Source organism: Streptomyces mesophilus, from assembly GCF_011044995.1.
In the GTDB taxonomy this organism is placed as follows: domain Bacteria; phylum Actinomycetota; class Actinomycetes; order Streptomycetales; family Streptomycetaceae; genus Streptomyces; species Streptomyces mesophilus.
Window position 1 is genome coordinate 1 of the sequence record NZ_JAAKZW010000137.1, and the last position, 22,016, is coordinate 22,016.

A 22,016-nucleotide genomic window follows, 5' to 3' on the forward strand; every position below is an offset into this window, starting at 1 on the left:
GGGGGCCGCTGCACGGGGTGGCCGGGGGATGCGGCCGGGTGATGGTGACGTTCGCGTCGGTCTGCGCGCTGAGTGCAGTAGTCGGTCTGGGCGGTGAGTGCAGTGGTCGGTCTGGGCGGTGCGGCGTGGTGCTCGTCGTTTGCGGCTCGTCGTTTGCGGCTGGTCGTGTGCGGCTCATCGTTTGCGGCTCGCCGTGTGCGGCTGGCCGTCCGCCGTCCGTCGTACGCCATCCCCCGCTCGCCGCTCGCGCCCGCTGCCGGCCGCCACCACTCCTCAGAAGCAAAGGCCTGCCGTGCCCCATCCCGGATCCGCCTCGTCCCCGGACCCTGTCCGCCCGTCCGCCGAGGCCATCCTCGACGCCCTGCCGGAACTCGCGCCGTACGCACGAGAGGCCACCGTGCTCTGGCCGCGGCGCGGGGAGCCAGGGCCGAGGGAGAGTTCGGTCGGCGGTCCGCTGCTGTGGCCCGCGGACGAGCCGTGGCCGGTCTGCACGATCCCCGACGAACTGGAGCCCTCGGGGCAGCCGCCGGTGGCGATGGTGCCGGTGGCTCAGGTATGCAGGGCTCCGGGAGGAACCCGTACTCCTCATGTCGTACGGGGATCGACGGCTCCACCACTCGCGCGTCCTCCAGTTCGTCCAGGCGCCGCCACCGAAGTCGCTGCGGGCCGAACCGCTCGTGGACTTCCCGTTCCCCGACGTACTGCCGCCTCAACTCCAGCCGAAACTCGAAGAGTTCGTGGCTGCGACCGGTGGCGGGGAGAGCGACCTGATCACCCGGGTCGCCAGCTGGAAACTCGGCGGCTGGCCCACATGGCACCTCACGGCTCCGGACGACTTCGCGTGCACGGCGTGCGGCACGTCGCTCACCCTCCTGTTCACGGCGGCGAGCGACGACCTGACGACCCGGGTGATCGTGGGCCGTTTCGGCGATCTGCGCATCTTCACGTGCCCGGCGGACGCGGCGCATCCGTTCCATGTGGACGTGCACTGATCGCCGCGACCTCGGAAGCCCGCGGGCCGTCCCTGCGCAGGCTCACGCCTTCAGGCGAGCCGGTGTGACCGTGCGCAGGAACGGCACGATCGTGAACGCGGTGGCGAGCGCGAAGACGGCGAACGCCGCGCGCAGACCGGCCAGTTCACCGATTAGGCCCATGAACGCGGCGCCGAGCGGCATCGCCCCCCCCAGGTGAACAGACGGGACGCGGCGCCGAACCGGCCGAGCATCTCGTCCGGCACCAGACGTTGCGTGATGGCGCGCGAGTTCACGGTCCACAACGTGCCGCCCATGCCGCCGAGGAACGCACCGGCCGCGATCTGAAATTGCCCGAGCGGGGATGGGGCACCGCGCTGCTTCACAAGACCCGCCCCACGATGACCGCGGGCTCAAGAACCGCCCCAAGGAAGAGGTCCGCTCCGTGCCGCCTCAGCTCGTCGCGATTCCTCATGAGCACCTGAAGGTGTTCGGTACGGCGCCATACGGGCGGCTCTTTCCCAACAAGCGCAGCGGCATCGTTGGCTCCTCGACGTACCGCGTCTGGCAGGAAGTCGCCACTCAGCGCATTGAAGGTCTGCTCCGAGAATACGAGTGAGGATCGCTGCTTCGGCCCCCCGTTGCCGTTTTCGTGGCTTCGCAGTGGGGCCTTCTAGAACCGCAACCGTCGGCCTCTGTCACCTGGCCAGCGGCTCTGCGAGGAGAACGACTCGATCAGCCTCGACATCGAAGCCGAGGACCGGATGGCCAGAGTCGCCCTCCGGATCCATCAGCACCGGCTTGCCCAGCCGCCGCCCGATCTCTCGAAGGAAGCTGCAGAACACGTCAAGTCGCTCCTGGCCCTGCAACTCCCGCAGGTCGACGTCGAAGTCGACTTCGTCGTCGGCATGGAAACGGAAGATCGCCAGCACGTCGGCAGTCGGCCAGACCCGCAGGGCTGGGCACTCGGCATCCGCCGGGCGGGACAGCACGACTTCCGCCCGGGGCACCGGAAGTACCGCCTCGCCTTCGGAGTACTGGCACTTCCAGCCCTCCTCCGCGACAAGGTCGAGGACCGCCTGCCAGTCTTGGGCCGAGGCATCTGGGACACGCACGTCCGGCAGCGACCCCATGAAGTCCGGGTCGAAGAAGCACTTCACGTCATCCCACAGCAGATCAGCCACCTCGCCATGCTGCCCGGCTCCCCAGCCCAGCGCACCCCCGTTTCGGCCCCTGACTGGACGGATGTCGCATACTCCGCTCGTGGACATCTCCGATGACGGCCAGAGTCTGGATCCGCGCTGGATCGGCGTCAGCAACAACATCGCTGGGGTCGTGCAGGACTGCCCAGACGGCAGCGCCGTGGCTGCCGCCTTCGTCCGCGCCGGCTGGTCGTCGCGTTCGTCGTCTTGGTCCGGGTACGAGGTGGAGACCGGCTGGGCTCAGATCGAGCTCGATCCCGTGGAGGGGCGAGAGGTCTTGCTGAATGGCGTCGTCGCCCCGCAGCGCCTCGACGACCTTGCGAGCGTGCTCCGCCGCCTCAGCCACGGGTTCGTCTTGGAGCTCTATGACGACTCCGGTGCCTTGGTGCAGGAGATCCGAGCCTGAGGCATGCTGTGAGGCCCCTGGATGCGTCCGGGGCCTTCGCCGTTTTCCAGGGACCGACCTGCGGAAACGCCCCAAGATCCATCCCGCAAATACGCCGCAGCGGCTGTCATACGGCTGCATGCGGCGACACTTGCCTGCAAACGCAAGAAGACCCCGCCTTCAGCGTTTCCGCTGGTGACGGGGTCTTTAGGCACCTTTTGCGAGGTGCCCCCGGCAGGATTCGAACCTGCGCACACGGCTCCGGAGGGCATGGCTAATGCATCTGAGAAACCGGCGTTGACCTGCGCTTTCTCGGCGCCGGGCCTTAGGCGCGATCGATCTCTATCGCATACGATGCGCAGGCATCCCCAGAGAGTTACCAGAGGGGCTGAGCCCCCACGATCCTGCCGATGGCCTCGTGTCCACGCCCAGTCAGGCGGAGGCCGACCATGCCCAACGAACCATCGGCCACGCCGCCCCAAGTCGGAGGCCGAGCCACCACCTCGGCCAGGCCATCACGAATCAAGTTGTCGAAGGCCCAGTCCATGCCTCGCGGGATGTCGATCTCGTCACGCGCCATGTCAGCCGCGAGCCACTGCAACGCTTGGAGCTCCAGGGGGCCGTAGCGTCCAGACAGCAACCCTAGGTTCGCCTTGTACTGCTGCATCGACCCAACGTCGATGTCTCCGTGGTCGAAGCGCGCATGGCAAGTCGGGCACAGCGCGATGAGGTTATCGAACGCATGCTCCTTGACCTTCGCATACGGCTTGATGTGGGCAAACTCAACCGGCGTTGAACGACAGGTCGGAATGGCGCACCGATGTCCAGCCTCCACTAGCACTTGGCGCTGGAGAGCCATCGGGATCGCAGGTCTCCCTTGAGGCATACGCCCCACCATAGGTCGCACGAAGTGCGACGCATGCCGGATCACGCTTCACCCGGCTCGATGGCAGCATGGGACCAACTGGTGGCACTGAGTTGCTCCATGCACATCGAAGGAAGGCAGGAGGCCGACCCTTCGGCGATGCCGCTGTCCAACTGAGGCAACAGAGCACTGTGTTGGACGAGCCCGCGCTGCACCGTTGACTGTCAGAGCGGTGAAATGCTGGTGCGCTGAGCACAGACGGTGGACACTATGACCACGTTGCGTGCGTACGCATCCGAGGCCCTGAGAGCACAACAAGTGGGGGTGGAATGAGCCGATACAGCATCGCCGCTCTTGTGCTCGCTTCCTGGTATGCCCTTCTCACGCTCCCCACTCTATTAAGGATCTCGCGTGAGCTCGCTACCGAAGGGGCAATCGCCCTCTCTGATTCTCTGCATCGACTACACCCTCGCTACGACCCCCGCGTCGCAAGTTCGATAATAGAATATCGGCGCGGCGTGAATGTCGAGATATTCTTATCAGGTGTAGAATTTCAAGCTCCCGAATCAAGAGCATTTGCGGCAGAGGTTCTGGGCGGAAAGGGTGACGCTCGCGATCCAGATAACCCACGTCGGCAAGTTCCACAAGCTGATGAAGTGCTGATTGGGAAGCTGGCTCGCGCATATCAGGTGGCGGAAGTTCAAGAACTTGAGTTGGCCTCTGCCCACATTCGCAGCGTAGGAACATTACAGGAGAGCGAAGCTCGGGGGTTAGCGCGCACCCTATTCCTCTTTAAGCCTCACTACGGAATACGCCACAGGCATGAAATTCGCTTCATCGTACAGTGGTGGCTTGAGGTCGAGGCGCAGCACGCGATCTCCAGGCGTGAAAGGCGAGAGGTTGCCCGTATCGCCCGAAGCTTCCACCCAGTTAAGTCGTCTTACTCGGCTGCGCTTGATGCAATCGCGCTCCCGACGCACGTTAGCGGCGATCCAGCGGCCGAACCAGGACCGGAAGAATTCACAAATGCTCCTGCCCTCGACCTTTTGGAAGTCGGGTCGGACCCTGACACCCCCGTCGCTGCAATAAAGGTAGTCGGGGGCCTGGAAAACTTGTTTCACCGTCTTGGCATGCCACCTTCGGGTTCCGCTCTAGAGCCTGCCGGATCTTCTTCGGGCGGAGGCGGAGCATGGCAGTGAGTGATCCACGCGACACGGCCGAACGCACCTCGGTTACTGGCATAGAGATCGCAACAGAATGGGCCGCGCTTCCTCCTGAACATCTAGCGATGGCCCTAAAGGCGCTGAACCCGCAGCTGGAACGGGAACACAAGGCCAGGATCGAGCAAATGCGAATATCCGCCCAGGGCGCCAAGGAGATGCGCGAATTCAAGTTTCAAATCTACAGCCTCTGCGCGGGTCTAATCATTTCGCTCGTAATGCTGGGTGCTGCAATATATGTTGCCACAAACGACCAACCTTGGCTCGCTCTCGCATTTAGCGGGCCATCTCTTCTGGCGCTGGCTAAGATTTTCGTTCTGCGACGGTCAGACGCTGACGACATGAGAGCGGTGACCCGAGGACAGCAAACTGCAGCATCACTTGTTCCACCTGACCCTGCACCTAGTGGAGGCTCACAGACGGGGGTCGTGTAGGACGTGACGCTGCCACATCTGGTCAGGAAGGATTGCTAGGCGTAGCTGATGCCAATCGCGCGGGATCCTCGCCATCGAGATGCCTTCGGGCCGCGGCAACGAACTCACGCATTTCCTCTATTGCGTACATCATGTCGCCATCCCACCGCGCCTGGGACGCCGCAAGATTGAAGGCACTGAAAACGTCCTGCGGCGAAAATCCGTCGATGCCATTCCTCAACACCTCCAGCCGCACCCGGTGCCGCTCCTCCTGCGATTCACTCCCCGCAATACTTTCCGCAGCCTCAAAGAATCTCAGCGCAGAAGCATCTCCGCCGTCAGCGGCGGCCCGCACTCGGAGCAGCAAGAGTTGACCATTGGCATCAATGTGCATCTGTGACTTGGCGGTGTTGTATGCGTTCCGAACTCTGAGAGCTCGCTCAATTATCTCTTCAGGGCCTTCCAACTCGATAGCACCGATCGGCCTATGCAATTCCAGCCACCGCTGGTTGACCACCGAATATGCGTCGATGGCAGCCTGATAGTCTTGCCGCATAAGGAAGCCGTCGACTTCATCGATTTCGTTTTGCAGTGCAGCAACCACCGCAATGAAGTCGATCCACACATCTCGCCGAACAGTGCGGCGCCACTGCGCGTTCTGATCGCGGCCCTGAGCCTTCACGGCCTCGATCGCGGCCTGCGCCTGCTCCTGCGCCGCCTTCACGGCTGCGTTCGCCTGCTCCAGTGCCCCGCGGTACTGCCACCGAGCACCAACTAGACCGAGCCCCACGCCGCCCACTGCAATCAACGCCGCCAGGATGGCGGCCACCCCCTCGTTCATCGGCGCATCGTGCCATGAACTCATCACCCACCGGGCCCCGTTGCCCTCCGAAGCGTGGCACTTCGCGCGCCTGCAGCAAGGCTGGCCAGTGCCTGAAGAGCAATGGCAAGCGACTCCGGCCCGTCGACTCCGCAAGCGCTGTGATCGCGGCCTGCACTGCTGTTGCTGTTTCGATGGTCAACAAGGTCCCAGTTTGGATCTCGTTCTAGGCAAACCATTCCAGCTCAACTAGTTCATCAGAGAGTTCGATCGCCACGAAGGCACATCATAAGTTCGCGCCTACTGGAGCCCAGCTCGACGCGCTTGCGCCAAGCTACGCGGGTCTCCTCTGTCCAGCTGCTCGACATCATCGACGGTGGTCGGCCGGCCGGACATGCCACTCTTGACACGTATGACTTGACCGGGCCCAACAGGAGGGGTGAGCGAGTGACGCAGCAGGTGAGCCCTCGGGGGACTTTCCTGGAGATCGCGGCGGAAGTTCAGGCTCTGGTAGCAGGCGATCCGGAGATGGAGAAACTGCCGGCAGTTGCCGACCTCATGAAGCGCCACGGGGTTTCGCGCGGGGTCGTGCTCCGGGCGTTCGAAGTCCTTCGACGGGAAGGCCTCGCCGAGCCCGTACCCGGCGGACGGTGGCGTGTCGTACGGGCGGGCGAGGAAATCGATCGCCGCCCGCTCCACGAGCGCATCGCCGACCTCGTCACAGTGGACGGGCTCAAGGCAGGCGACGAGTTCCACAGCGCACCTGTTCTGGCCGAAAGGTTCGGGGTCTCACGGCCCACTGTGACCAAGGCGCTCGACAAATTGGAAGCCGCTGGCGTGCTGGCGAGCGCAGGACAGGGCAGGGTGCGGACCGTCCGCACCGTGCCGAATCGAAAGGGGCGGTCGTAGCTTGTCGAACCTGACGGAATGGGCCTATCCCCTAGCCGAGTCGCTGCTCGCCGAGCCGTTGCCGCGGCGGTGGAACCACTCGCGCGGGGTCGCCGACCGGGCGCGGTCCATCGCGTCCATCCTCGGGGAGGACGCGGAGCTGTTGGAGGCTGCGGCCGTACTCCATGACATCGGCTATTCGCCGGACCTGGTCAAGACAGGTCTGCACCCCCTGGACGGGGCCCGGTACCTCCGGGACGTGGCTCATGCCGACCCGCGAGTCATCAACCTGGTCGCTCACCACTCCTGTGCGTGGATGGAAGCGGAAGCCCGGGGGCTGCGTGAGGAGTTGGAAGCCGAGTTCCCTCGCGAGGGCCAGCGTCTGAACGACGCGCTCTGCTACTGCGACATGAACACCACGCCAGACGGCACATCGACCAACCCCATCGATCGAGTCAACGAGATCGCGGGAAGGTACGGGCCAGACAGCCTGATCGGTAGGTTCATCCGCCGAGCCGAGCCGGAGATCCTCGCGTGCACGTCACGCGTGCTTGAGCTGGTCACTGCCGCCAAGCGTCAGCCGATGTAGGGCACCTGCCGCGTCCGGTCCATCCCGTGCTCGATGCGCAGGCGCATGGTCGGGTGAACGTCAAGCTTCGCCAGGTCCGCTGGGTCTACCCAGCGGACCTGTGTTGTCTCATTGCTTGTACGCAGCTCACCGCCGATAGGCCGCGCACGGAAGCAGATGCTGAACTGCTGACGGATCTCGCCATCGTCGTACTGCATCACGTGGCCTGGGTCGGTATAGATGCCGGACATCTCGACAACCTCGGCCTTGATTCCCGTCTCTTCCCACACCTCGCGCACGACGGTGTCACTGATGGACTCCCCCACGTCGTGCCCACCACCCGGCAATGCCCAACGACCGTTGTCGGACCGCTGGATCATCAGGACCTGTCCCGCGTCGTTCTGCACGAAGGCCACGACAGACGGGACAACCGAGTTGGCTGGCGGGGCATCGGGATCATGCAGATAGTCGATACGTCCCATGGCTCACGCTCCTGTGATGTCTGCGTCGGTCACTGGCCTCGCGCCTTCCCAGGTCTGCTGAAGGCTATTGGCGAACGTGTCAAAGAGCCCGCCCCCGGGGAGTCGCCGCAGGTGGAGGACCGGAGCCATGTAGGCACCGATGCCATACACATGCGTGTTGACCAGCATCTCGTCGTCAACACGGTAGATCGAGTTGTACAGCACAGTGTCATGCAGTCGGAATTTGATCTCCGGGTGACTAGTGAATAGCGGCTGGTAGTTGAACAGCGCATTGCGGATCTTGCCGTCCATGATGCGGTGCCCCTCGTCGATGCCGCGTCGCTGCACGGCCTCGCAGGAAGGGTCGCCCATCAGAACGCGGATGGGCACGTCCTTCGACTTGGACTTGAGCACTGACAGGAAGCGTGGGTCTTCCGCTAGGCCGATGCCGGCGTACACGAGGATGTCGATGCGTTCTCGGGCCCGCTCGCACATCTGCCGCCATAGGTCCGTTGGCACAACGTGGCGGTGTGGATAGACCGTGACGATCTCGGCTTTGGACAGGTCAGTTGCACTGTCGAGGGACCGCTCGTCATCCCACAGCGTCATCACGTCGACGCTTAAGGCAGACGCTGTGGCGTACTGATGCCGCCGGTACGGGACCTTCCCCTGCGTAATCCAGCGCTCCACCGTCTTCGGGTTGACCTGGATCTCTTCCGCGAGCTGCTGAACCGTCATGTTCTGCGCCAGGAGAGCTGAACGCAGTCGCTCGTTGGACATCTCCACCCCCGATGGGACGTCTAGGGAGCTCTTGAAGGTAGCCAGATCAACCTGAGCTGTCCATGTAGTGGGTGACCAAGTCCCCTGACCTGCACCGATGCTGATGGTGCATCAAGAAGTCCCCGGTGCGAAGCCAAGAAGCCTCGGCGTCGTACTTGACGGACCCCTATGCAGTACCTGTAAAACAGGTACTGCATCAAGTGTTCGCGAGAGGCCTGGAAGGGCTGCTTGCGATCCGCCGCACCACTGTTTGACCTGCACGAATGCTCCGTCGGGTCCCGTCCTGCGAGGGAGGGGAGCCCCTTTCGAGGGGTTACCGAGCCCGCCGGGAGCGCTCGTTCCTTGAGAACTCAACAGCGTGCTTCGAGGGAATCCCGCCCCACCTCACAAGCCCGAGGGGCGGGCGTGCACCGGTCCAGTCCGCGTGCACGGCACAACGTGCCTTCAACCTCTTCCGCAGCTCGTCGGCTGCGGCCGGTTGCCTCCGCCGCTCGTCTCGTACGAGCGGCGCAGAGGGGAGCCGGAATCCTCCGCAACTCCACATCCACAAGGGGGAACCTCATGAACCAGGAACAGCTTGACGCCATCGCTCAGCGCATCGCCTCTGCTGCTGCACAGTTCGCCCCCGCCTACCGCCCCAGCGCGGCACAGATCGCGGATGCCGCGGCGGTGCTGCACCAGATGCTTGAGGGCGCCGGCACGTACGGCGTGACGTTCGCCGACCTCGACAACGTGGCCGACTTCCCGCGCATGGCCCTTCAGCTCGTGCAGTCCCGCGACGAGCGTGGGGAGTGGGCATGACTGCGCAGGGCGCGTCGGTCTTCGCCGCGGTGTTCGTGGCGCTGTACGTCGCGCACAGCGTGGGTGATCACTGGGTGCAGACCTCGCACCAGTCCGCGCACAAGGGCCTGCCTGGCTGGGCCGGCCGCCTCGCGGACGCCAAGCACGTCGCCACTCTGACCGCCACCAAGCTCGTGGTGCTGCTGCCGGTCGTGGCGCTGCTCGAGTTGAACGTGTCGGTGCTCGGCATGCTGCTCGGACTCGGCATCGACGCCTTCACGCACTGGTGGGCCGACCGCCGCAACACGCTCGCGTGGCTGGCCAAGGTGACTGGCAAAGGCGAGTTCTACCGGCTGGGTGCCCCGCGTGCCGGTCGCGACGACAACCCGCACATCGGTACCGGCGCCTACGCCTTGGACCAGTCCTTCCACCACCTGTGGCTGTTCGTGGCCGCGCTCGTCATCGCCACCATCTGACCTCCCCCACCGCCAGGGGCGGGCGCCGTCTCTCCAAAGCCTGCGCCCGCCCTTGGCGTCTCTTTCCGTCCCTCCCATCAGGAGTGAGATCCATGCGTACGTACATCGGCGGCCACCAGGCCGTGAACGACGACGACTTCGCAGAGTTGGCCCTCGGCGAGGAGCGTGCCTTCTGGCTTGAGGCCGTGTTCGGCAGGCCGGGCGAGAGTGAGCAGGAGCGCGCCGCGCGCCTCGACTTCGCCCGCGACGCGCTCACCGACTCCGAGCACCCGGAGCTGCCCGAGCAGGTGTGCCGGATCGTCGCGGAGGCCATCGAGTCCCGCTCGGCTGAGCTGTTCAACGTCGTGCCCCTCACGCGGCCCGCTGCGCGCCGGCCGCGTCACCGGAAGGGGGCGGCGGCATGAGCGCTCGAACCCCCAACCCGCCCCCGATGAGCGGGATCGTGCTCGCGCTCGTCTGCCTCGGCACGCTCACCATCACGATCGCGATCTTTGGCCGCATGGGCTCGGAGGCCCCGGTCTGGCCGTGGGTGCAGGTTGGTGGCGGCATCGTCCAGTTCACCGGCTGGGTCCTGTACGGGCGGCGGCTGCGCCGGCGTCGGGCGGTGCGCCATGGCCGCTGAGGCGTACAGGACGCTGACCACAGCGCAGAAGTGGGTACTGGCGGCGGCTTTCGTGCCGATGCTCGCGACGGGAGTGTTCGGCGGTCTCGGTACCTACTCCAACATCAGCGGCGCCTACGGCGATGGGACCGCGCTCGGTGCGGTCGCGGCAGGCGAGGGAGCCACGGCCGTACTCGCGCTGGTCCAGCTCGGGCTGACGATGCTGGGGCAGTCCTCGCCGCGCGTCATCCGCCTCGGTCTGTGGGCGCTGCCGGCCGCCGCATCGGCGATGGCCGTCATGGCGGCCGACGATGCCGGCACTGCCGTCATCTACGGCATCACCCCGATGGGCATGTGCGTCTCCGCTGAGGGCATGGCGTTCCTCGCCCGCCGCATCACGGTCCATCTCGACGGCCGCGACGCGGACGGCGAGCGGCATGCCATCGAGGTCGTGCAGAAGCTCGCGTACCACCGGGCCCGCGCCACCAATCACCCTGACGAGAAGGTGCGCAAGCGATCGGATCGGATCTCGTGGCGCCTCGCGCGCAAGGTCGGATCGGGTGATGTGGCGCTCGGATCGAGGCTGCTTGATGTGCAGCGCCACCGCGTCACGGTCGGCGCGGACACCGCCCTCGCGGAGATGTTCCACCTCGGAGACAGCCCGTTCCCCGCACCGATCGCGAATGCGGAGGAATCTATTGAGACCATGAGGAATCGGTCTACGGCTGACCTGCCGGAATCGACCCCCGAGCCGATCACGACGAACGTGACCGCGCTGCCCCGACCGGTAGCGGTCGGGTTCCTGAAGTCGGCTCTGCCGCTCAAGCCCGTGCCCGCGATCGAGTCGGCCCCGTCCGCTCCGATCGGCAAGGCGATTGCTGCTGAGTCGAGTCGGCCGCGTCGGGCGACTGGTCGGGTGCCGGATGCGGCTCGATCGCCTCGCCTCACGAGGTCCTGGGAGCAGTTGCTCGATGAGGCCCGTACGGCAACCGCGGCTTGGCCGGACGCGAAGCTGACCGCCGAAGGCATCCGCCTCGCCGTGCGGACCTCGCCGAAGAACGCTCGCGCGCTGCGCGAGGCGCTGCGGGCTGAGCGGGCGGAGGCTGCGTGATGGCCACCGCCTACGCGAAGTGCTTCGACCCGACCGGCGCCCGCTACGGGATACCGACCTTCCCGTGGAAGTACGCCCCGGACGGCTACGCCACCCGCCGGCAGCTCCGCAAGAAGGGGTTGCGGCCGGGTGGTCAGCCGATAGCCGCGCAGCTCATGCGCCGCTCCAAGCGCCGCAAGGCGGGCTGCGCTGTCGCCTATCTCTACTGGCTCGAACTGGCGAAGCCGGTGCGGCCGATGACCTCGCGGAAGTGGGGTGCGCTCGCGCTGGCGATGCTCGCCCGCCGCACCTGCCCGGTCTGCGAGATCACCTACAGCTACTGCCTGCCGACCTCGCTCGGCATGTGCCTGCTCTGCGCCAACGACGCCGATGCATCGGCCTACGACATCCCAAGGAGGGGCTGACCATGGCCAACACGCGACGGATCGACAAGCAGATCGAGAAGGCCCGCGAACGGCTCGAAGGGGTGCACCGGCAGGACCTCGGCTCGCTGACCGCACGCGAGCAGCGCCAGCTCCTGCGTGCCTGCGCACGCGGTGGCACCCAGGTGGTGCGTGGCCGCAGCACCCGTCGGCAGGACCGGCGGATCGAGCGGCTGTGGGAGGACGCGGCGGAGCGGATCGAGCAGGAGATCGGCGAGTTGGAGGCGGAGCGGCGCCAGATGCGCACCGAGGCCCGCAACGACACGCGCTCGGGGGGCCGCACCAACACGCGTTTGGGCCGGTGGTGACCGCGCCACTCACGCCGCACATCAGGTGGCCGTACCCGTCGCGGGTGCGGCCACCTTCCTTTCGACTTCCGCCCCACTGTGGGCAGTTCAGGAGTACTGCACCATGAGTGAGAACGTCGTTCACCTGCACAAGAACAAGTCCACCGACCCCGACCAGGCCCCGGCCGCCGCGCTCACCGTGGTGGCCGATGCCCCGGCCAAGCCCGTACCCCTGTGGGTGCGCTCCGGCCACGCCATACGCCGCATCGCGGCCGATGAGCGCACCAAGACCGCCGGGCGTCTGACCGTGCGGCACAGCATGTACGTCGTCAACGGCGGCCGGATTATGGGCCGTCGCGCATGGGACGGCCGCACCGCGGCCCGCTACGAGCGGATGCTTCGAGCGGCTGAGGCGGCCGGGAACTACGAGGTCGCGGCCGAGTGGGAGGAGCGCGGACAGGCGTACCGCGCCGCGCGGCACAAGCGCCGCATGGATCTGCTCGAAGCGCCGGTCGACATGGCCCGCAGCGCCGTTGCCGGAGTCGGCATCGGGATGGGCGGGCTCATCGGGCTCGGGGTCGTGCTGGCCGCCGCGAACAAGGACGGCAGCCTGATCCTGACCCCGCTCATGGCCGTGGTGGAGTTCCTGGCCCTGCTCATCACCATCGTCCAGGTGGTGTGGGGACCGCTCGTCACCCTGAGCCCACTGCTCGGTCTGCTCGCGTTGTGGGAGGTCGGGCGCCGTGCGCAGGCTGCGCCGTACTGGGCGCTGCCGGACAACGTCCGCAACGGCGAGGGCGAGCCGATCACACCCTCGATCGTGATCAAGGCCCTGCGCGACCTGGGAGTTGCCCCGCTCCGCAACGCCATCAAGGACATGGGCGATGCGGGCGCCGGCATGCTCGGGCCGATCCGGATCGCCGGATGCGGCGTCGAGGTCGACGTCACACTCCCGTCTGGTGTCTCCACTGACGAAGTGCAACGCAGGCGCAGGAAGTTGGCGGAGAACCTGACCCGGCACGAGCACGAGGTGTTCATCAGCATCCCGCCGGCCGCCCGCACCGTGCGCCTGTGGGTTGCCGATTCGGGTGCGCTCGATGAGCCGATCGGGCCGTCGCCGCTGGTCACGGATGAGTCGTTCACCTTCGACTACGCCAAGCGCAAGGTGCCCTGGGGCCAGGACCTGCGCGGGGATGCGGCCGGCCTGTCGCTGTATCAGCGCCACCTGCTCATCACCGGCCTCTCGAACCAGGGCAAGACCGCCGCCCTGCGCGCCCTCGCCCTCACGGCCGCGTTCGATCGCCGGGTGGAGTTCCGGATCGCCGACCTCAAGGGCGCGGGCGACTGGGCCATGTTCGACGGCCTTGCGACCGTGCTCATCCAGGGGCCGACCGATGACCACGTCATCGAGGCCACCGAGATGGTGGAAGGTCTAGTCGCGGAGATGGAACGGCGTCTTCAGGCGCCGCCCGGAACGAAGTTCAACCCCCTGGTCGGGATCGTGGACGAAGAGCAAGTCGCGTTCATGTGCCCGATCAAGGACGAAGACAAGCGCCCGTACGGCGGCTCAAAGGCCGTGTCCCGGTTCTTCATGGCCGTCCGGAAGATCAACAACCAGGGTCGTGCCGTTGACGTTCTGATGTGGCAGGGCACCCAGGACCCGACCGACCAGAACCTGCCCAAGCTGGTCCGCGAGGGCGCCCACACCCGAGCTTCGCTCGCCCTCGGTACCGAGTCGCAGTCCCGGATGGCGCTCGGAGACAAGGCCGTTGACGGCGGCGCCTCCCCGCACCTGCTGCGCCCCGGACTCGACAAGGGCACCTTGGTGATCTCCTCGGATGGGATCGAGATTCCACAGGGCCAGTCCTCGATCACGGTGCGCACGCACTACATCAGCACCGAGGACGCCACCGAGATCGCAGAGCGCGCCAAGGCTCTGCGCGACGGGGTGACCACCCTGCGGGTGGTCGAGCGCGGCGAACGGCGCGATCCGCTCGCCGACATCGCAAGCGTGCTCGGGGACGCCAAACGTGTGCTCACGCAGGACGTTCTCAACCGGCTCAGCCGAGTGAGCGAGGACGCCTACGGCGGTTGGACGTTCGCCGACCTCACCCGCGTCCTGGACGGCACCGGAGCGGAGCCGTACAAGTCGCACGGCCGGATGGTCATCGACCGCGAGCGCGTTAGTCGCGCCCTCACCAACCGAGGCGATGACGGTTCCGCTTCCGTCTCCGAGTGAGGGGAGGCGGCCCCCGCCTGGGCGGGGAGGCGGGGAGAACTCCCCAACCGCCTCCCCGCCCTGCCTCCCCCGCCTTGATCAGCACAAACATCGTTTCGGGGAGGCGGAGAGGCCCGCAGGTCAGCGCCCCCGAAGCCCCCTCCACAGCATGTGGACGAGGGGTGCCCGCGCCTCCCCACGCCTCCCGCCAACCCCATTCCGTTTCCTCCGCTTGGAGTGCCTGATGGCTGTCACCGTCTCGCTCGCCCTGCTCTTCGGCCTGGTCCTTTTCGGGCTCATACGCAACCGCGATGTCGGCCCGATCGCCGCGACCATCGCGGTGCTGTTCGGGTTCTTCCTCGCCTCCACCGGCGCGGCCGGACCGATCAACGAATTCGCTGGTGCCGTGGTCGGCGCCGTCCAGGAACTCGACTTCTAGGAGCCCCAGATGACCGAACCTGTTCCGTACCGCCCGGCGCGGCCGGCCGAAGTCCACCACCCCACCCCGATACCGAATCCGGCGCCGCTCGTGCCCGTCCAGCCCGGCCACATTCCGGCTGTGCAGACCATCGTGCTGCCTGACGGGCGTGTGGTCACCGGCTATGCGATCGAGCCCGCCAAGTCCGAGGCGCCCGCGGCCAAGCCGCTCGTCTCCCGCACGGCGGTGAACATCGCTCTCGGGGGCGTCGGGTTCCTCGCGGCGTGTGGCGGGCTGCTCATGCTCTCCGCGTTCATCACCGCGCTCACCGCCCTGATCACCCAACTCATCGTGCTCGCCTCCGTGCTCTTCGGCGGCTACATCGCCGCACAGCTCCTGTCCGCCTCACGCGGCGGGACCACGGTCAACATCCGCAAGGCCGTCATCAAGCGCAACCACTTCCACACCTGAGAGGAACCCCATGTTCGAGATCCGGATCATCTGCGACCCCGAGCACACCAAGGACGCGACGGAAGCCCTGTCCGAGGGGTTCATTACCGGCCCCGTACGCCGCTATGCGGCCCGTGACGGCCGCACCCGGCTGTATGTGACGGCCGCGCTCCGCACGAACGTCACCGAGTTGCGCGAGCGCTAGATACGCCCGAGGCGGGCGCCGTCTCTCCAAAGCCTGCGCCCGCCCCGGTCCCTCCCGTCCCTCCAAGAGAGCAGGAGAACTACCAGCATGACTCAACCCACCCTCCTCCGGCGAGCCGTCATCAGGCCGCGCCCACCCGAGAGTCCCGCGGGAGCTCCCGCCGCGCCTTCCTGGCCGGGGATGCGGTTCTACCTGACCACCCACAAGCGCCATTGGCTGCGCCTGACGGATGTGCCGCTGTTCTTGAAGTCCGAGCACTTCGACCGAGCGGTCAAGTGGGACGTGGCCCAGGGCCCCTACGCCGTCGACTCTGGCGGCTTCACCGAACTGCAACGCAAGGGCGCTTGGATGCGTCCTCCCCGCCAGTACGCCGACAGCCTGCGCCGCATTTGGGAACACGTGGGCCCCTACGACTGGGCCGCTCCGCAGGACTGGATGTGCGAGGACGCCATCATCCACGGCGGCACCTTTAACGGGCAGCACTTCGTCGGCACCCACCTCAGCGTGCGTGAACACCAGCGCCGCACCGTCCAGAACTTCCTCGAACTGCGCTCCCTCGCCCCTGATCTGCGCATCGCCCCGGTTCTCCAGGGGGACTGTGTTCCGGCCTACGAGGACTGCCTGGAGATGTACGAACGGGCCGGGGTTGATCTGCGGAAGGAGCCCATCGTGGGGCTGGGGTCGGTGTGCCGGTTGCAGTCCACTCGCGAGGGCGCCGCAATCGTCACCGCCGTGGCCGCTCACGGGCTCAAGCTGCACGGCTTCGGCTTCAAAATTCTCGGGTTGGAGCGTGTCGGGCATCTGCTCGCCTCAGCGGACTCCGCCGCGTGGAGCTCTCACGCGCGCCGCCGTCCGCCCCTTGCCGGCCACACGCACAAGAACTGCGCGAACTGCATCGACTACGCCCTCAAGTGGCGCAGGCGTGTGATCAGTGCGATCCCCACCCATCGGCAGACGCTGCTCACCGATAGGAGCGCAGCATGAGCGACCACCTGCGTACCGCGCTCGACCTTGCCGCCTCCGGTATCCCCGCGCTGCCGCTGCGCGTGGGCAAGGCACCGTTCGGGAACTGCCCGCCCTGCGTCAAAAACGCCTGCGGCGGCCGGCCGAACATGAAACAGGCTGGGCCCTGTGTCTGCCCGCACCCGTGCCACGGATGGGCCGCGGCCACGACCGACACAGCCGTGCTCACGTCCCGTGAGTGGGCGGGTACGTGGCGGCGGGCGGCTGCCGTCGCGTACCACCCGGCCGGCATGCGCCTCACGGTCGTGGACCTGGACCACGCGGACGCGATTCGCTGGGCTCAAGCCCATCTCCCGCCCACCCGGATGGTGCCGACCACGCGCGGGCAGCACTGGATCTACACGGGCACCATGCCGTCCTCGCACGGTGTGCGGCCGGGGGTCGACATCAAGTCCCGCATGGCCTACGTCCGATGGCTCGGGCCCGGCACGGGCCGTATCGCTCCACTGCCGGACACCGTGCGTGCCCTGGGCGTCAAGAAGCCCACCGTGGTCGTGCCGCAGGGCCTCGCCGTTCCCCGGCAGGGCGAGGGCCGAGCATGCCCGCACCGCACACCGGCCTACCTCGAGCGCGGCATCACGATGGCCGCCGTGCGCATCACCGACGCCAACAGCGCGATCCACAACACCGTCTACGCCACGTTCCTGGCGGTGCTGTCTGTGCACGGCCGGTGCGGCTGCCTCACCGAGGCGCACATCGAGCAGCTGTTCGCGGCGGCGCAGGCCAAGGGCGAATCTCCTCGGCACTGCTCGGAGGCCTGGGCCAACGCACGTACGAGGTTGGGACTGTGAGATGTCCGAGGACGACAAGACACCTGCCCGGCAGGTCATCACCGACTACGCGCAGGCCCACTTCCGGTACTTCCGCACGGTCGACGGCATGGTCTACGCGCAGAAGAACGGCCACCCCGTGGCCCGCCCGATCCGCTCCCAAGGCACCACAGGCAGCCACCGCCAAGAGCTCATGGTCGGTCTGTTCAAAGACGGGTGCGGCGTCTTCAACGGCACCGCATTGAAGGAGGCGTTGGACTTGATCGAAGCACTCGCCCTCACCGAGAACACCCAGCCCGTCCATATCCGCGTCGCCCCGGGATTCGACGGAGCGACGTGGCTGGACCTGGGTCGCGACGATGGGCAGTCCGTGCGCATCCATCCCACCGGTTGGGACATCGCTGTACCCAACCCGCGTGAAGTGTGCTGGCGGCGCACCCAACTCACCGGGGAGCTCCCCCTGCCGGTCAAGGACACCGACGGCAAGGGCATCGACCTGCTGCTGCGACTCTGCAACTTCGCCACTGCCGACACCGAGTCCCTGGCCATTGCCTGGCTGATCGGCTGCCTCGGGCCCTCGGTGCCGGTGCCGGCGCCGTTCCTCACCGGCCCGCAGGGCGCAGGCAAATCCACCGGCGGCCGGATGCTGATCCGGATCATCGAGGGCATGAGTGGCGACCTGCGCCGCGCTCCGAAGGACGAGGAAAACCTCATCTCCGCCGTGGCGGCAGGGTGGGTCACCGCCCTGGACAACCTCTCGCACCTCACCCCCGCCCTCTCGGACGCGATGTGCTGCATCGTGACGGGGGCCGAGAACGTCAAGCGGTCGCTGTTCACCGATGGGGACGTGTTCCGCGTCAACTACCGGCGTCCGCTGCTGCTCACCGGGATTGACGTCGGGGTCATCCGGCCCGATCTCGCCGAACGGCTCCTGCCGCTTCGGTTGGAGCGGCCGAAGGTGCGGCGCACCGAGGCGGAGTTGTGGGCGGAGTACGCGGAGATCCTGCCCGTTGTGCTCGGCTCGCTCCTGGACCTCACGGTCAAGGTCCGCGCAGCCGAGGCGGAGACCCCGACCGATCTGCGGATGGCGGACTTCGCGCACCTGTGCGCGCAGTTGGACGCGGCCACCGGCCTCGGGGCGCTCCCGGCCTACCGAGCCAGCCTCGATGACCTGAACGACGACGTCATCGAGGGCGACCTGCTCGCGCAGACCGTCCTCGCACACGCCGCAACCATGCAAGAGGGCGAGGCGCAGCGGATGACCTCCACCGGGTGGCTGGCGCACCTCAGCGCCCTCTACAGCGGCGAGGACTTCCGTCCCCTGCCCAAGGGCTGGCCGACCACCGGAAAGGTGCTCTCCGACCGGCTCAAGCGGCTTCAACCGACCCTGGCCGCAAGGGGTGTCCTCATCGACGCGGGCCGCACCAAAGAGGGCCGCTACCTCGAAATGACCCGCCCGGCACCCGAGCCCGAGTACGAGCAACCGCCGGTCGTCTGACGCTCGGGGCGGGACAAGCAAGAAGAGCACCAAGGGCGCCACCGCCCGGGGTGCTCCTCTTGCGGTTCGGCGCGCAGCGCCGGCCGAAGGGACGTGCCGCGAAGCGGCTCCTTCTTCAAGCCCTGACCGAACATAGAAACAGACATTTCTCCCCCTCTTTTTCCTAAGAGGAGAACTCTGCGTCACCTGCGTCACCAAGGGGTCGGAAACGGCCTGCGACCTGCGCATACGCGGGTGACGCAGACGGCAAAGCTCTGCGTCACCCTGCGTCATCTGCGTCACCCGATGACGCACGCGGTGACGCACGGGTGACGTATGCCCCTCCGCTGCGTCACCCCAAAACCGCAGGTCAGACATGCCAGATGACGCAGGTGACGCGGTGACGCAGAAATCCCAAGTTCGGACACACACGCCCGTCATGGCGCCTGGCCGCGGGCTCCCGTCCAAGGAGTTGTCGTGCCCAACCCTCGCGACGAAATGCTGACCATCCCCGAAGTGATCGCCGAGATTGGCGTACCGCGAGCGACGTTCTACCGCTGGCGGCAGTGCAGGAAAGGCCCTAAGTCCATCAAGCTCCCGAACGGTGCCGTACGCATCCGCCGGTCCGAACTGAACCGCTGGCTGACCTCGTTGGAGGAAGCGGCATGAGCACCATCAACCTTGGGGCCGGGCAGCTCAACAGCCCGGCCCCGGAGGGGTTCTCCTTCGATGTTCGGCTGTGGAAGGTGGGGAAGATCAATAGCAAGACCCGCCCCTATCAGCTCCGTTGGAAGGTCGGCGGGAAGGTCAGTAGCGCGACCTTCGCCACGGTCACGCTCGCGGACGGCCGCCGATCCCAACTCCGGCAGGCCATGAACAAGGGCGAGCCGTTTCGGATCTCCGATGGCCTGCCGGCGTCCGAGGTCCGCGCTGCCGAGGCTGCCGCCCAAGTCCGCAGGGACCCGACGTGGTTCGACTTCTCGCGCGAGTACATGGCCACCCGGTGGCGTGGCGACGCGGCGAAGACGCGCGAAGGACTGGCGGACAGTCTCGCGTCCGCCGCGCTCGCCATGCTCGGGGAAGCGAGCAATCCGCCGAGCCTTGAGGACGTACGGCTTGCGACGCGCTGGACTGTCGTACCCGCTCACGCAAGCGAAGAGCCCCCGGAGGGCCTGAAGCCGGTTTGTGCCTGGCTCGCAGACCACTCGCTTCGGCTGTCCGCGCTCAGGGACCCGAGGGTGGTGAGGGAGGTGCACTACCGGCTGTCGTTCAAGTTGGACGACAGTCCTGCTGCCTCGGACACGTACAAGCGTCGCCGCCGCGGGTTCAACACGGCGATGGAGTACGCGATCCAGGAGGGCTACCTCGAAGAGAACCCTCTGGCGGGGCTCAGGCGCCCCACCGCCTCTGGCGACGACCAGGTGGACCCGCGGGTTCTGGTCAACGAGGTCCAGGGCCGGCAGCTCCTGACGGCCGTCTCGTACGTGGGCTCAGTGCACCGCAACCGTGGGCGTCGCCTGGTCGCGTTCTTCGGCTGCATTCTGTATGCCGCGATGCGGCCGGCGGAGGGGGTGGGGCTGAAGCGGGCGGACTGCGACCTGCCGGAGAAGGGCTGGGGCACGCTCACCCTGCGCGAGACACGGCCAGTCTCCGGCAAGAAGTGGACCGACTCCGGCGAGCGCCACGACCGTCGAGGGCTGAAGTCGCGAGAGCGTGGAAAGGAGAGGGTGGTGCCGATCCCGCCGATCCTGGTGGCGATGCTCCGGGACCACCTGAACGAGTTCGGGACTGCCAAGGACGGGCGGGTCTTCCACAACGAGCGCGGGGGCGTGCTCGGCTCGTCGAGTTACTGGCGCGTCTGGCAGGAGGCCAGACCCCTGGCGCTTCCGCCGAACAAGGTCGCCTCTCCCCTGGCTCAGAAGCCGTATCACCTGCGGAGTACCTGCATCACGAACTGGCTGCGCGCGGGCCTGCCCGTCGCCGAGGTAGCCCGGCGAGCCGGGAACTCACCCGAAGTGATCCACCGCAGGTACGCGGGTGTCATCGACGAGACGGAAACGGAGAACAACAAGAAGATCGAGCAGGCGATGGGCTGGCTCTGACGGGCCGGGAGCGCGACAAGCTCTATCGCAGGTCTATCGCGATCAACGCATAACAACGCGAAAGAGCGGGACCCAGTGAGACTGGTTCCCGCTCTTCGTTGTCGGCATCCGCCCTGGTCAGCGCACGATTAGTGCTGGTCCTAGGCGAGTGCCCCCGGCAGGATTCGAACCTGCGCACACGGCTCCGGAGGCCGTTGCTCTATCCCCTGAGCTACGGGGGCGTGTCAGGCGCTGCTTGAGCGGTGACGGGTAGAACCCTACCAGCTCACCAGGGGTGCACCGGAACCGGATTTCGGGGGCGCTGCGGTGCGGGTTCGAGGTGGTCGGCACCCGGGTTCCAGGTGCGTGCAGGCCGGGGTTCGAGGTGGCCCGGGCCGGGGTTCGAGGTGGCCCGGGCCGGGGTTCGAGGTGGGTCCGGGTCGGGTGCGGAGTGCGCCTCGGTCTGGGCTCCGGCTGGAGCCGGCCAGGCGTCCGCGTAAGCCACGGCCAGGTTTGCAGGTAAGCCCGGGCCGGGGGTTCGGAGCGCAGCCCGGCCCGGTTTACAGGTACGGCCAGGCGCCGGTCAGGTTTGCGAGTAAGGCCAGGCCGGGGATGCGGAGTGCAGCCCGGCCGGGATGCAGGTAAGCCCGGGCCCGAGGTGGGACCTGACCCACGTTCCCTCGTAAGCCTTCGGCCAAGTCGCCGGGAGGGCGAAGGACAGGCCTCTCCGAGTGCGCCGGGGCGGCTTGCCCGTGCTCGATGGGTCGGCCTCGCGTGCTCGGTGGGCTGGTCTCCCGTGCGCCGTGGGGGCCCCACCGTGCAAGTGGGCCCTGGGTTCCCCATGCTCGATCGGCCGGGTTCCGCCTGCGCGGTGGAGCGCGCCTCGCCGGGCAAGTGGGCCCGCGCTCCCGGGCGCCTGTGGGGCGGGCCCCGTCGCGCAAGGGGGTCCCGGTTCACCCCGTGGGCCGCCCGTCTTCTGTGAGCCCGGCCCCGTGCGCCGGTGGGGCGGGCCCCGCCGTGCAAGTGGCCCCGGTCCCCCCGTCCTCGGTCCTCGGTCCTCGGTCCTCGGTCCTCGGTGGACCGGGTCCCCGTCCTCGATGGGCCCGGCCCCCCCTCCTCAGCAC

At 67.1% G+C, this 22,016-nt stretch carries 27 protein-coding genes, 1 tRNA gene and 1 pseudogene; 21 read left to right on the forward strand and 8 right to left on the reverse strand.

Translation table 11 applies throughout. The features are described from left to right. The first annotated feature begins 587 nt into the window (after positions 1-587). On the forward strand, positions 588-992 hold the full coding sequence (locus G6045_RS40950) for a hypothetical protein (protein WP_206344207.1): 405 nt from the start codon (positions 588-590) through the stop codon (positions 990-992). Between the two features lie 42 nt (positions 993-1,034). Here the strand turns inward: G6045_RS40950 and G6045_RS41625 are convergent. Next, a pseudogene (locus G6045_RS41625) lies at positions 1,035-1,315 on the reverse strand (MFS transporter); the annotation flags it as partial. A 101-nt stretch (positions 1,316-1,416) separates the two neighbouring features. Between G6045_RS41625 and G6045_RS42430 the strand changes: the two are divergent. Then, complete coding sequence (locus G6045_RS42430) at positions 1,417-1,590, forward strand: hypothetical protein (protein ID WP_408056367.1); 174 nt, start codon at positions 1,417-1,419, stop codon at positions 1,588-1,590. 79 nt (positions 1,591-1,669) lie between these two features. On the opposite strand, the gene G6045_RS26560 is transcribed toward G6045_RS42430, so the two are convergent. Further along, entirely contained in the window at positions 1,670-2,155 is a 486-nt protein-coding gene (locus tag G6045_RS26560) for a hypothetical protein (protein WP_328707904.1), read from the reverse strand. A 79-nt stretch (positions 2,156-2,234) separates the two neighbouring features. Between G6045_RS26560 and G6045_RS26565 the strand changes: the two genes are divergently transcribed. Continuing rightward, positions 2,235-2,579 (forward strand): hypothetical protein, encoded by a 345-nt coding sequence (locus G6045_RS26565; protein ID WP_165334631.1) that lies wholly within the window; start codon positions 2,235-2,237, stop codon positions 2,577-2,579. 355 nt (positions 2,580-2,934) lie between these two features. On the opposite strand, the gene G6045_RS26570 is transcribed toward G6045_RS26565, so the two are convergent. The 3 genes from G6045_RS26570 to G6045_RS26580 form a co-directional block, all read right to left on the reverse strand. After that, positions 2,935-3,417 carry an HNH endonuclease gene (locus tag G6045_RS26570; RefSeq protein ID WP_165334632.1) on the reverse strand — a complete coding sequence of 161 codons (483 nt, stop codon included), beginning with the start codon at positions 3,415-3,417 and terminating at the stop codon, positions 2,935-2,937. Positions 3,418-4,205: 788 nt separating this feature from the next. Then, positions 4,206-4,544, reverse strand: coding sequence for a hypothetical protein (locus G6045_RS26575; RefSeq protein WP_165334633.1), 339 nt, complete (start codon positions 4,542-4,544; stop codon positions 4,206-4,208). Positions 4,545-5,099: 555 nt separating this feature from the next. Then, positions 5,100-5,897: a hypothetical protein gene (locus G6045_RS26580; RefSeq protein ID WP_165334634.1), complete on the reverse strand. Its 798-nt coding sequence runs from the start codon at positions 5,895-5,897 to the stop codon at positions 5,100-5,102. A gap of 426 nt (positions 5,898-6,323) precedes the next feature. On the opposite strand from G6045_RS26580, the gene G6045_RS26585 reads away from it, so the two are divergent. Further along, on the forward strand, positions 6,324-6,785 hold the full coding sequence (locus tag G6045_RS26585; RefSeq protein ID WP_328707905.1) for a GntR family transcriptional regulator: 462 nt from the start codon (positions 6,324-6,326) through the stop codon (positions 6,783-6,785). Between the two features lies 1 nt (position 6,786). Continuing rightward, the gene (locus G6045_RS26590; protein ID WP_165334635.1) at positions 6,787-7,353 is read left to right on the forward strand and encodes an HD domain-containing protein; all 567 of its coding nucleotides are present in this window, start codon (positions 6,787-6,789) and stop codon (positions 7,351-7,353) included. Here G6045_RS26590 and G6045_RS26595 read toward each other — a convergent pair. Then, on the reverse strand, positions 7,341-7,814 hold the full coding sequence (locus G6045_RS26595) for an NUDIX hydrolase (RefSeq protein ID WP_165334636.1): 474 nt from the start codon (positions 7,812-7,814) through the stop codon (positions 7,341-7,343). The genes G6045_RS26590 and G6045_RS26595 overlap by 13 nt on opposite strands. 3 nt (positions 7,815-7,817) lie before the next feature. Further along, complete coding sequence (locus tag G6045_RS26600; protein WP_165334637.1) at positions 7,818-8,573, reverse strand: helix-turn-helix domain-containing protein; 756 nt, start codon at positions 8,571-8,573, stop codon at positions 7,818-7,820. Between the two features lie 561 nt (positions 8,574-9,134). Between G6045_RS26600 and G6045_RS26605 the strand changes: the two genes are divergently transcribed. The 16 genes from G6045_RS26605 (at position 9,135) to G6045_RS26680 (ending at position 20,913) form a co-directional block, all read left to right on the forward strand. Next, positions 9,135-9,374 (forward strand): hypothetical protein, encoded by a 240-nt coding sequence (locus tag G6045_RS26605; protein WP_165334638.1) that lies wholly within the window; start codon positions 9,135-9,137, stop codon positions 9,372-9,374. Continuing rightward, on the forward strand, positions 9,371-9,829 hold the full coding sequence (locus tag G6045_RS26610) for a DUF3307 domain-containing protein (protein WP_165334639.1): 459 nt from the start codon (positions 9,371-9,373) through the stop codon (positions 9,827-9,829). Before G6045_RS26605 ends, G6045_RS26610 begins: the two co-directional genes overlap by 4 nt. A gap of 92 nt (positions 9,830-9,921) precedes the next feature. After that, the gene (locus G6045_RS26615; protein ID WP_165334640.1) at positions 9,922-10,233 is read left to right on the forward strand and encodes a hypothetical protein; all 312 of its coding nucleotides are present in this window, start codon (positions 9,922-9,924) and stop codon (positions 10,231-10,233) included. After that, positions 10,230-10,451, forward strand: coding sequence for a hypothetical protein (locus G6045_RS26620; protein WP_165334641.1), 222 nt, complete (start codon positions 10,230-10,232; stop codon positions 10,449-10,451). Before G6045_RS26615 ends, G6045_RS26620 begins: the two co-directional genes overlap by 4 nt. Then, the gene (locus G6045_RS26625; protein ID WP_165334642.1) at positions 10,441-11,541 is read left to right on the forward strand and encodes a conjugal transfer protein; all 1,101 of its coding nucleotides are present in this window, start codon (positions 10,441-10,443) and stop codon (positions 11,539-11,541) included. The genes G6045_RS26620 and G6045_RS26625 overlap by 11 nt, the downstream gene beginning before the upstream one ends. Beyond that, entirely contained in the window at positions 11,541-11,945 is a 405-nt protein-coding gene (locus G6045_RS26630) for an RRQRL motif-containing zinc-binding protein (protein ID WP_165334643.1), read from the forward strand. The genes G6045_RS26625 and G6045_RS26630 overlap by 1 nt, the downstream gene beginning before the upstream one ends. 2 nt (positions 11,946-11,947) lie before the next feature. Then, entirely contained in the window at positions 11,948-12,271 is a 324-nt protein-coding gene (locus G6045_RS26635) for a hypothetical protein (protein WP_165334644.1), read from the forward strand. Positions 12,272-12,374: 103 nt separating this feature from the next. Next, a complete protein-coding gene (locus G6045_RS26640; RefSeq protein ID WP_165334645.1) occupies positions 12,375-14,489 on the forward strand; it encodes an FtsK/SpoIIIE domain-containing protein in 2,115 nt (704 codons plus the stop codon). Positions 14,490-14,712: 223 nt separating this feature from the next. Further along, complete coding sequence (locus G6045_RS26645) at positions 14,713-14,907, forward strand: hypothetical protein (RefSeq protein WP_165334646.1); 195 nt, start codon at positions 14,713-14,715, stop codon at positions 14,905-14,907. Between the two features lie 9 nt (positions 14,908-14,916). Next, entirely contained in the window at positions 14,917-15,357 is a 441-nt protein-coding gene (locus tag G6045_RS26650; protein ID WP_165334647.1) for a hypothetical protein, read from the forward strand. Positions 15,358-15,367: 10 nt separating this feature from the next. Continuing rightward, positions 15,368-15,541, forward strand: coding sequence for a hypothetical protein (locus G6045_RS26655; protein ID WP_165334648.1), 174 nt, complete (start codon positions 15,368-15,370; stop codon positions 15,539-15,541). Between the two features lie 87 nt (positions 15,542-15,628). Then, on the forward strand, positions 15,629-16,525 hold the full coding sequence (locus G6045_RS26660; RefSeq protein WP_235968324.1) for a deazapurine DNA modification protein DpdA family protein: 897 nt from the start codon (positions 15,629-15,631) through the stop codon (positions 16,523-16,525). Further along, positions 16,522-17,355, forward strand: a complete 834-nt coding sequence (locus G6045_RS26665; RefSeq protein ID WP_165334649.1) for a bifunctional DNA primase/polymerase — start codon at positions 16,522-16,524, stop codon at positions 17,353-17,355. Before G6045_RS26660 ends, G6045_RS26665 begins: the two co-directional genes overlap by 4 nt. A gap of 1 nt (position 17,356) precedes the next feature. Continuing rightward, positions 17,357-18,832, forward strand: coding sequence for an ATP-binding protein (locus tag G6045_RS26670; RefSeq protein ID WP_165334650.1), 1,476 nt, complete (start codon positions 17,357-17,359; stop codon positions 18,830-18,832). Between the two features lie 456 nt (positions 18,833-19,288). Continuing rightward, positions 19,289-19,480 (forward strand): helix-turn-helix transcriptional regulator, encoded by a 192-nt coding sequence (locus G6045_RS26675; RefSeq protein ID WP_328707906.1) that lies wholly within the window; start codon positions 19,289-19,291, stop codon positions 19,478-19,480. Continuing rightward, positions 19,477-20,913: a tyrosine-type recombinase/integrase gene (locus tag G6045_RS26680; protein ID WP_165334651.1), complete on the forward strand. Its 1,437-nt coding sequence runs from the start codon at positions 19,477-19,479 to the stop codon at positions 20,911-20,913. Before G6045_RS26675 ends, G6045_RS26680 begins: the two co-directional genes overlap by 4 nt. A 149-nt stretch (positions 20,914-21,062) precedes the next feature. Here the strand turns inward: G6045_RS26680 and G6045_RS26685 are convergent. Continuing rightward, positions 21,063-21,134: transfer RNA gene (locus G6045_RS26685), tRNA-Arg, on the reverse strand. Positions 21,135-22,016: the final 882 nt, after the last annotated feature.

What these genes read in the sequence shown, in the direction of transcription:
- G6045_RS26605 (WP_165334638.1), top strand. Translation starts at nt 9,135, where the DNA reads ATGAACCAGGAACAGCTTGACGCCATCGCTCAGCGCATCGCCTCTGCT.
- G6045_RS26610 (WP_165334639.1), top strand. Translation starts at nt 9,371, where the DNA reads ATGACTGCGCAGGGCGCGTCGGTCTTCGCCGCGGTGTTCGTGGCGCTG.
- G6045_RS26625 (WP_165334642.1), top strand. Translation starts at nt 10,441, where the DNA reads ATGGCCGCTGAGGCGTACAGGACGCTGACCACAGCGCAGAAGTGGGTA.
- G6045_RS26640 (WP_165334645.1), top strand. Translation starts at nt 12,375, where the DNA reads ATGAGTGAGAACGTCGTTCACCTGCACAAGAACAAGTCCACCGACCCC.
- G6045_RS26645 (WP_165334646.1), top strand. Translation starts at nt 14,713, where the DNA reads ATGGCTGTCACCGTCTCGCTCGCCCTGCTCTTCGGCCTGGTCCTTTTC.
- G6045_RS26665 (WP_165334649.1), top strand. Translation starts at nt 16,522, where the DNA reads ATGAGCGACCACCTGCGTACCGCGCTCGACCTTGCCGCCTCCGGTATC.
- G6045_RS26570 (WP_165334632.1), bottom strand. Translation starts at nt 3,417, where the DNA reads ATGGCTCTCCAGCGCCAAGTGCTAGTGGAGGCTGGACATCGGTGCGCC.
- G6045_RS26630 (WP_165334643.1), top strand. Translation starts at nt 11,541, where the DNA reads ATGGCCACCGCCTACGCGAAGTGCTTCGACCCGACCGGCGCCCGCTAC.
- G6045_RS26615 (WP_165334640.1), top strand. Translation starts at nt 9,922, where the DNA reads ATGCGTACGTACATCGGCGGCCACCAGGCCGTGAACGACGACGACTTC.
- G6045_RS26595 (WP_165334636.1), bottom strand. Translation starts at nt 7,814, where the DNA reads ATGGGACGTATCGACTATCTGCATGATCCCGATGCCCCGCCAGCCAAC.
- G6045_RS26680 (WP_165334651.1), top strand. Translation starts at nt 19,477, where the DNA reads ATGAGCACCATCAACCTTGGGGCCGGGCAGCTCAACAGCCCGGCCCCG.
- G6045_RS26620 (WP_165334641.1), top strand. Translation starts at nt 10,230, where the DNA reads ATGAGCGCTCGAACCCCCAACCCGCCCCCGATGAGCGGGATCGTGCTC.
- G6045_RS26580 (WP_165334634.1), bottom strand. Translation starts at nt 5,897, where the DNA reads ATGAACGAGGGGGTGGCCGCCATCCTGGCGGCGTTGATTGCAGTGGGC.
- G6045_RS26670 (WP_165334650.1), top strand. Translation starts at nt 17,357, where the DNA reads ATGTCCGAGGACGACAAGACACCTGCCCGGCAGGTCATCACCGACTAC.
- G6045_RS40950 (WP_206344207.1), top strand. Translation starts at nt 588, where the DNA reads ATGTCGTACGGGGATCGACGGCTCCACCACTCGCGCGTCCTCCAGTTC.
- G6045_RS26660 (WP_235968324.1), top strand. Translation starts at nt 15,629, where the DNA reads ATGACTCAACCCACCCTCCTCCGGCGAGCCGTCATCAGGCCGCGCCCA.
- G6045_RS26635 (WP_165334644.1), top strand. Translation starts at nt 11,948, where the DNA reads ATGGCCAACACGCGACGGATCGACAAGCAGATCGAGAAGGCCCGCGAA.
- G6045_RS26655 (WP_165334648.1), top strand. Translation starts at nt 15,368, where the DNA reads ATGTTCGAGATCCGGATCATCTGCGACCCCGAGCACACCAAGGACGCG.
- G6045_RS26650 (WP_165334647.1), top strand. Translation starts at nt 14,917, where the DNA reads ATGACCGAACCTGTTCCGTACCGCCCGGCGCGGCCGGCCGAAGTCCAC.
- G6045_RS26600 (WP_165334637.1), bottom strand. Translation starts at nt 8,573, where the DNA reads ATGTCCAACGAGCGACTGCGTTCAGCTCTCCTGGCGCAGAACATGACG.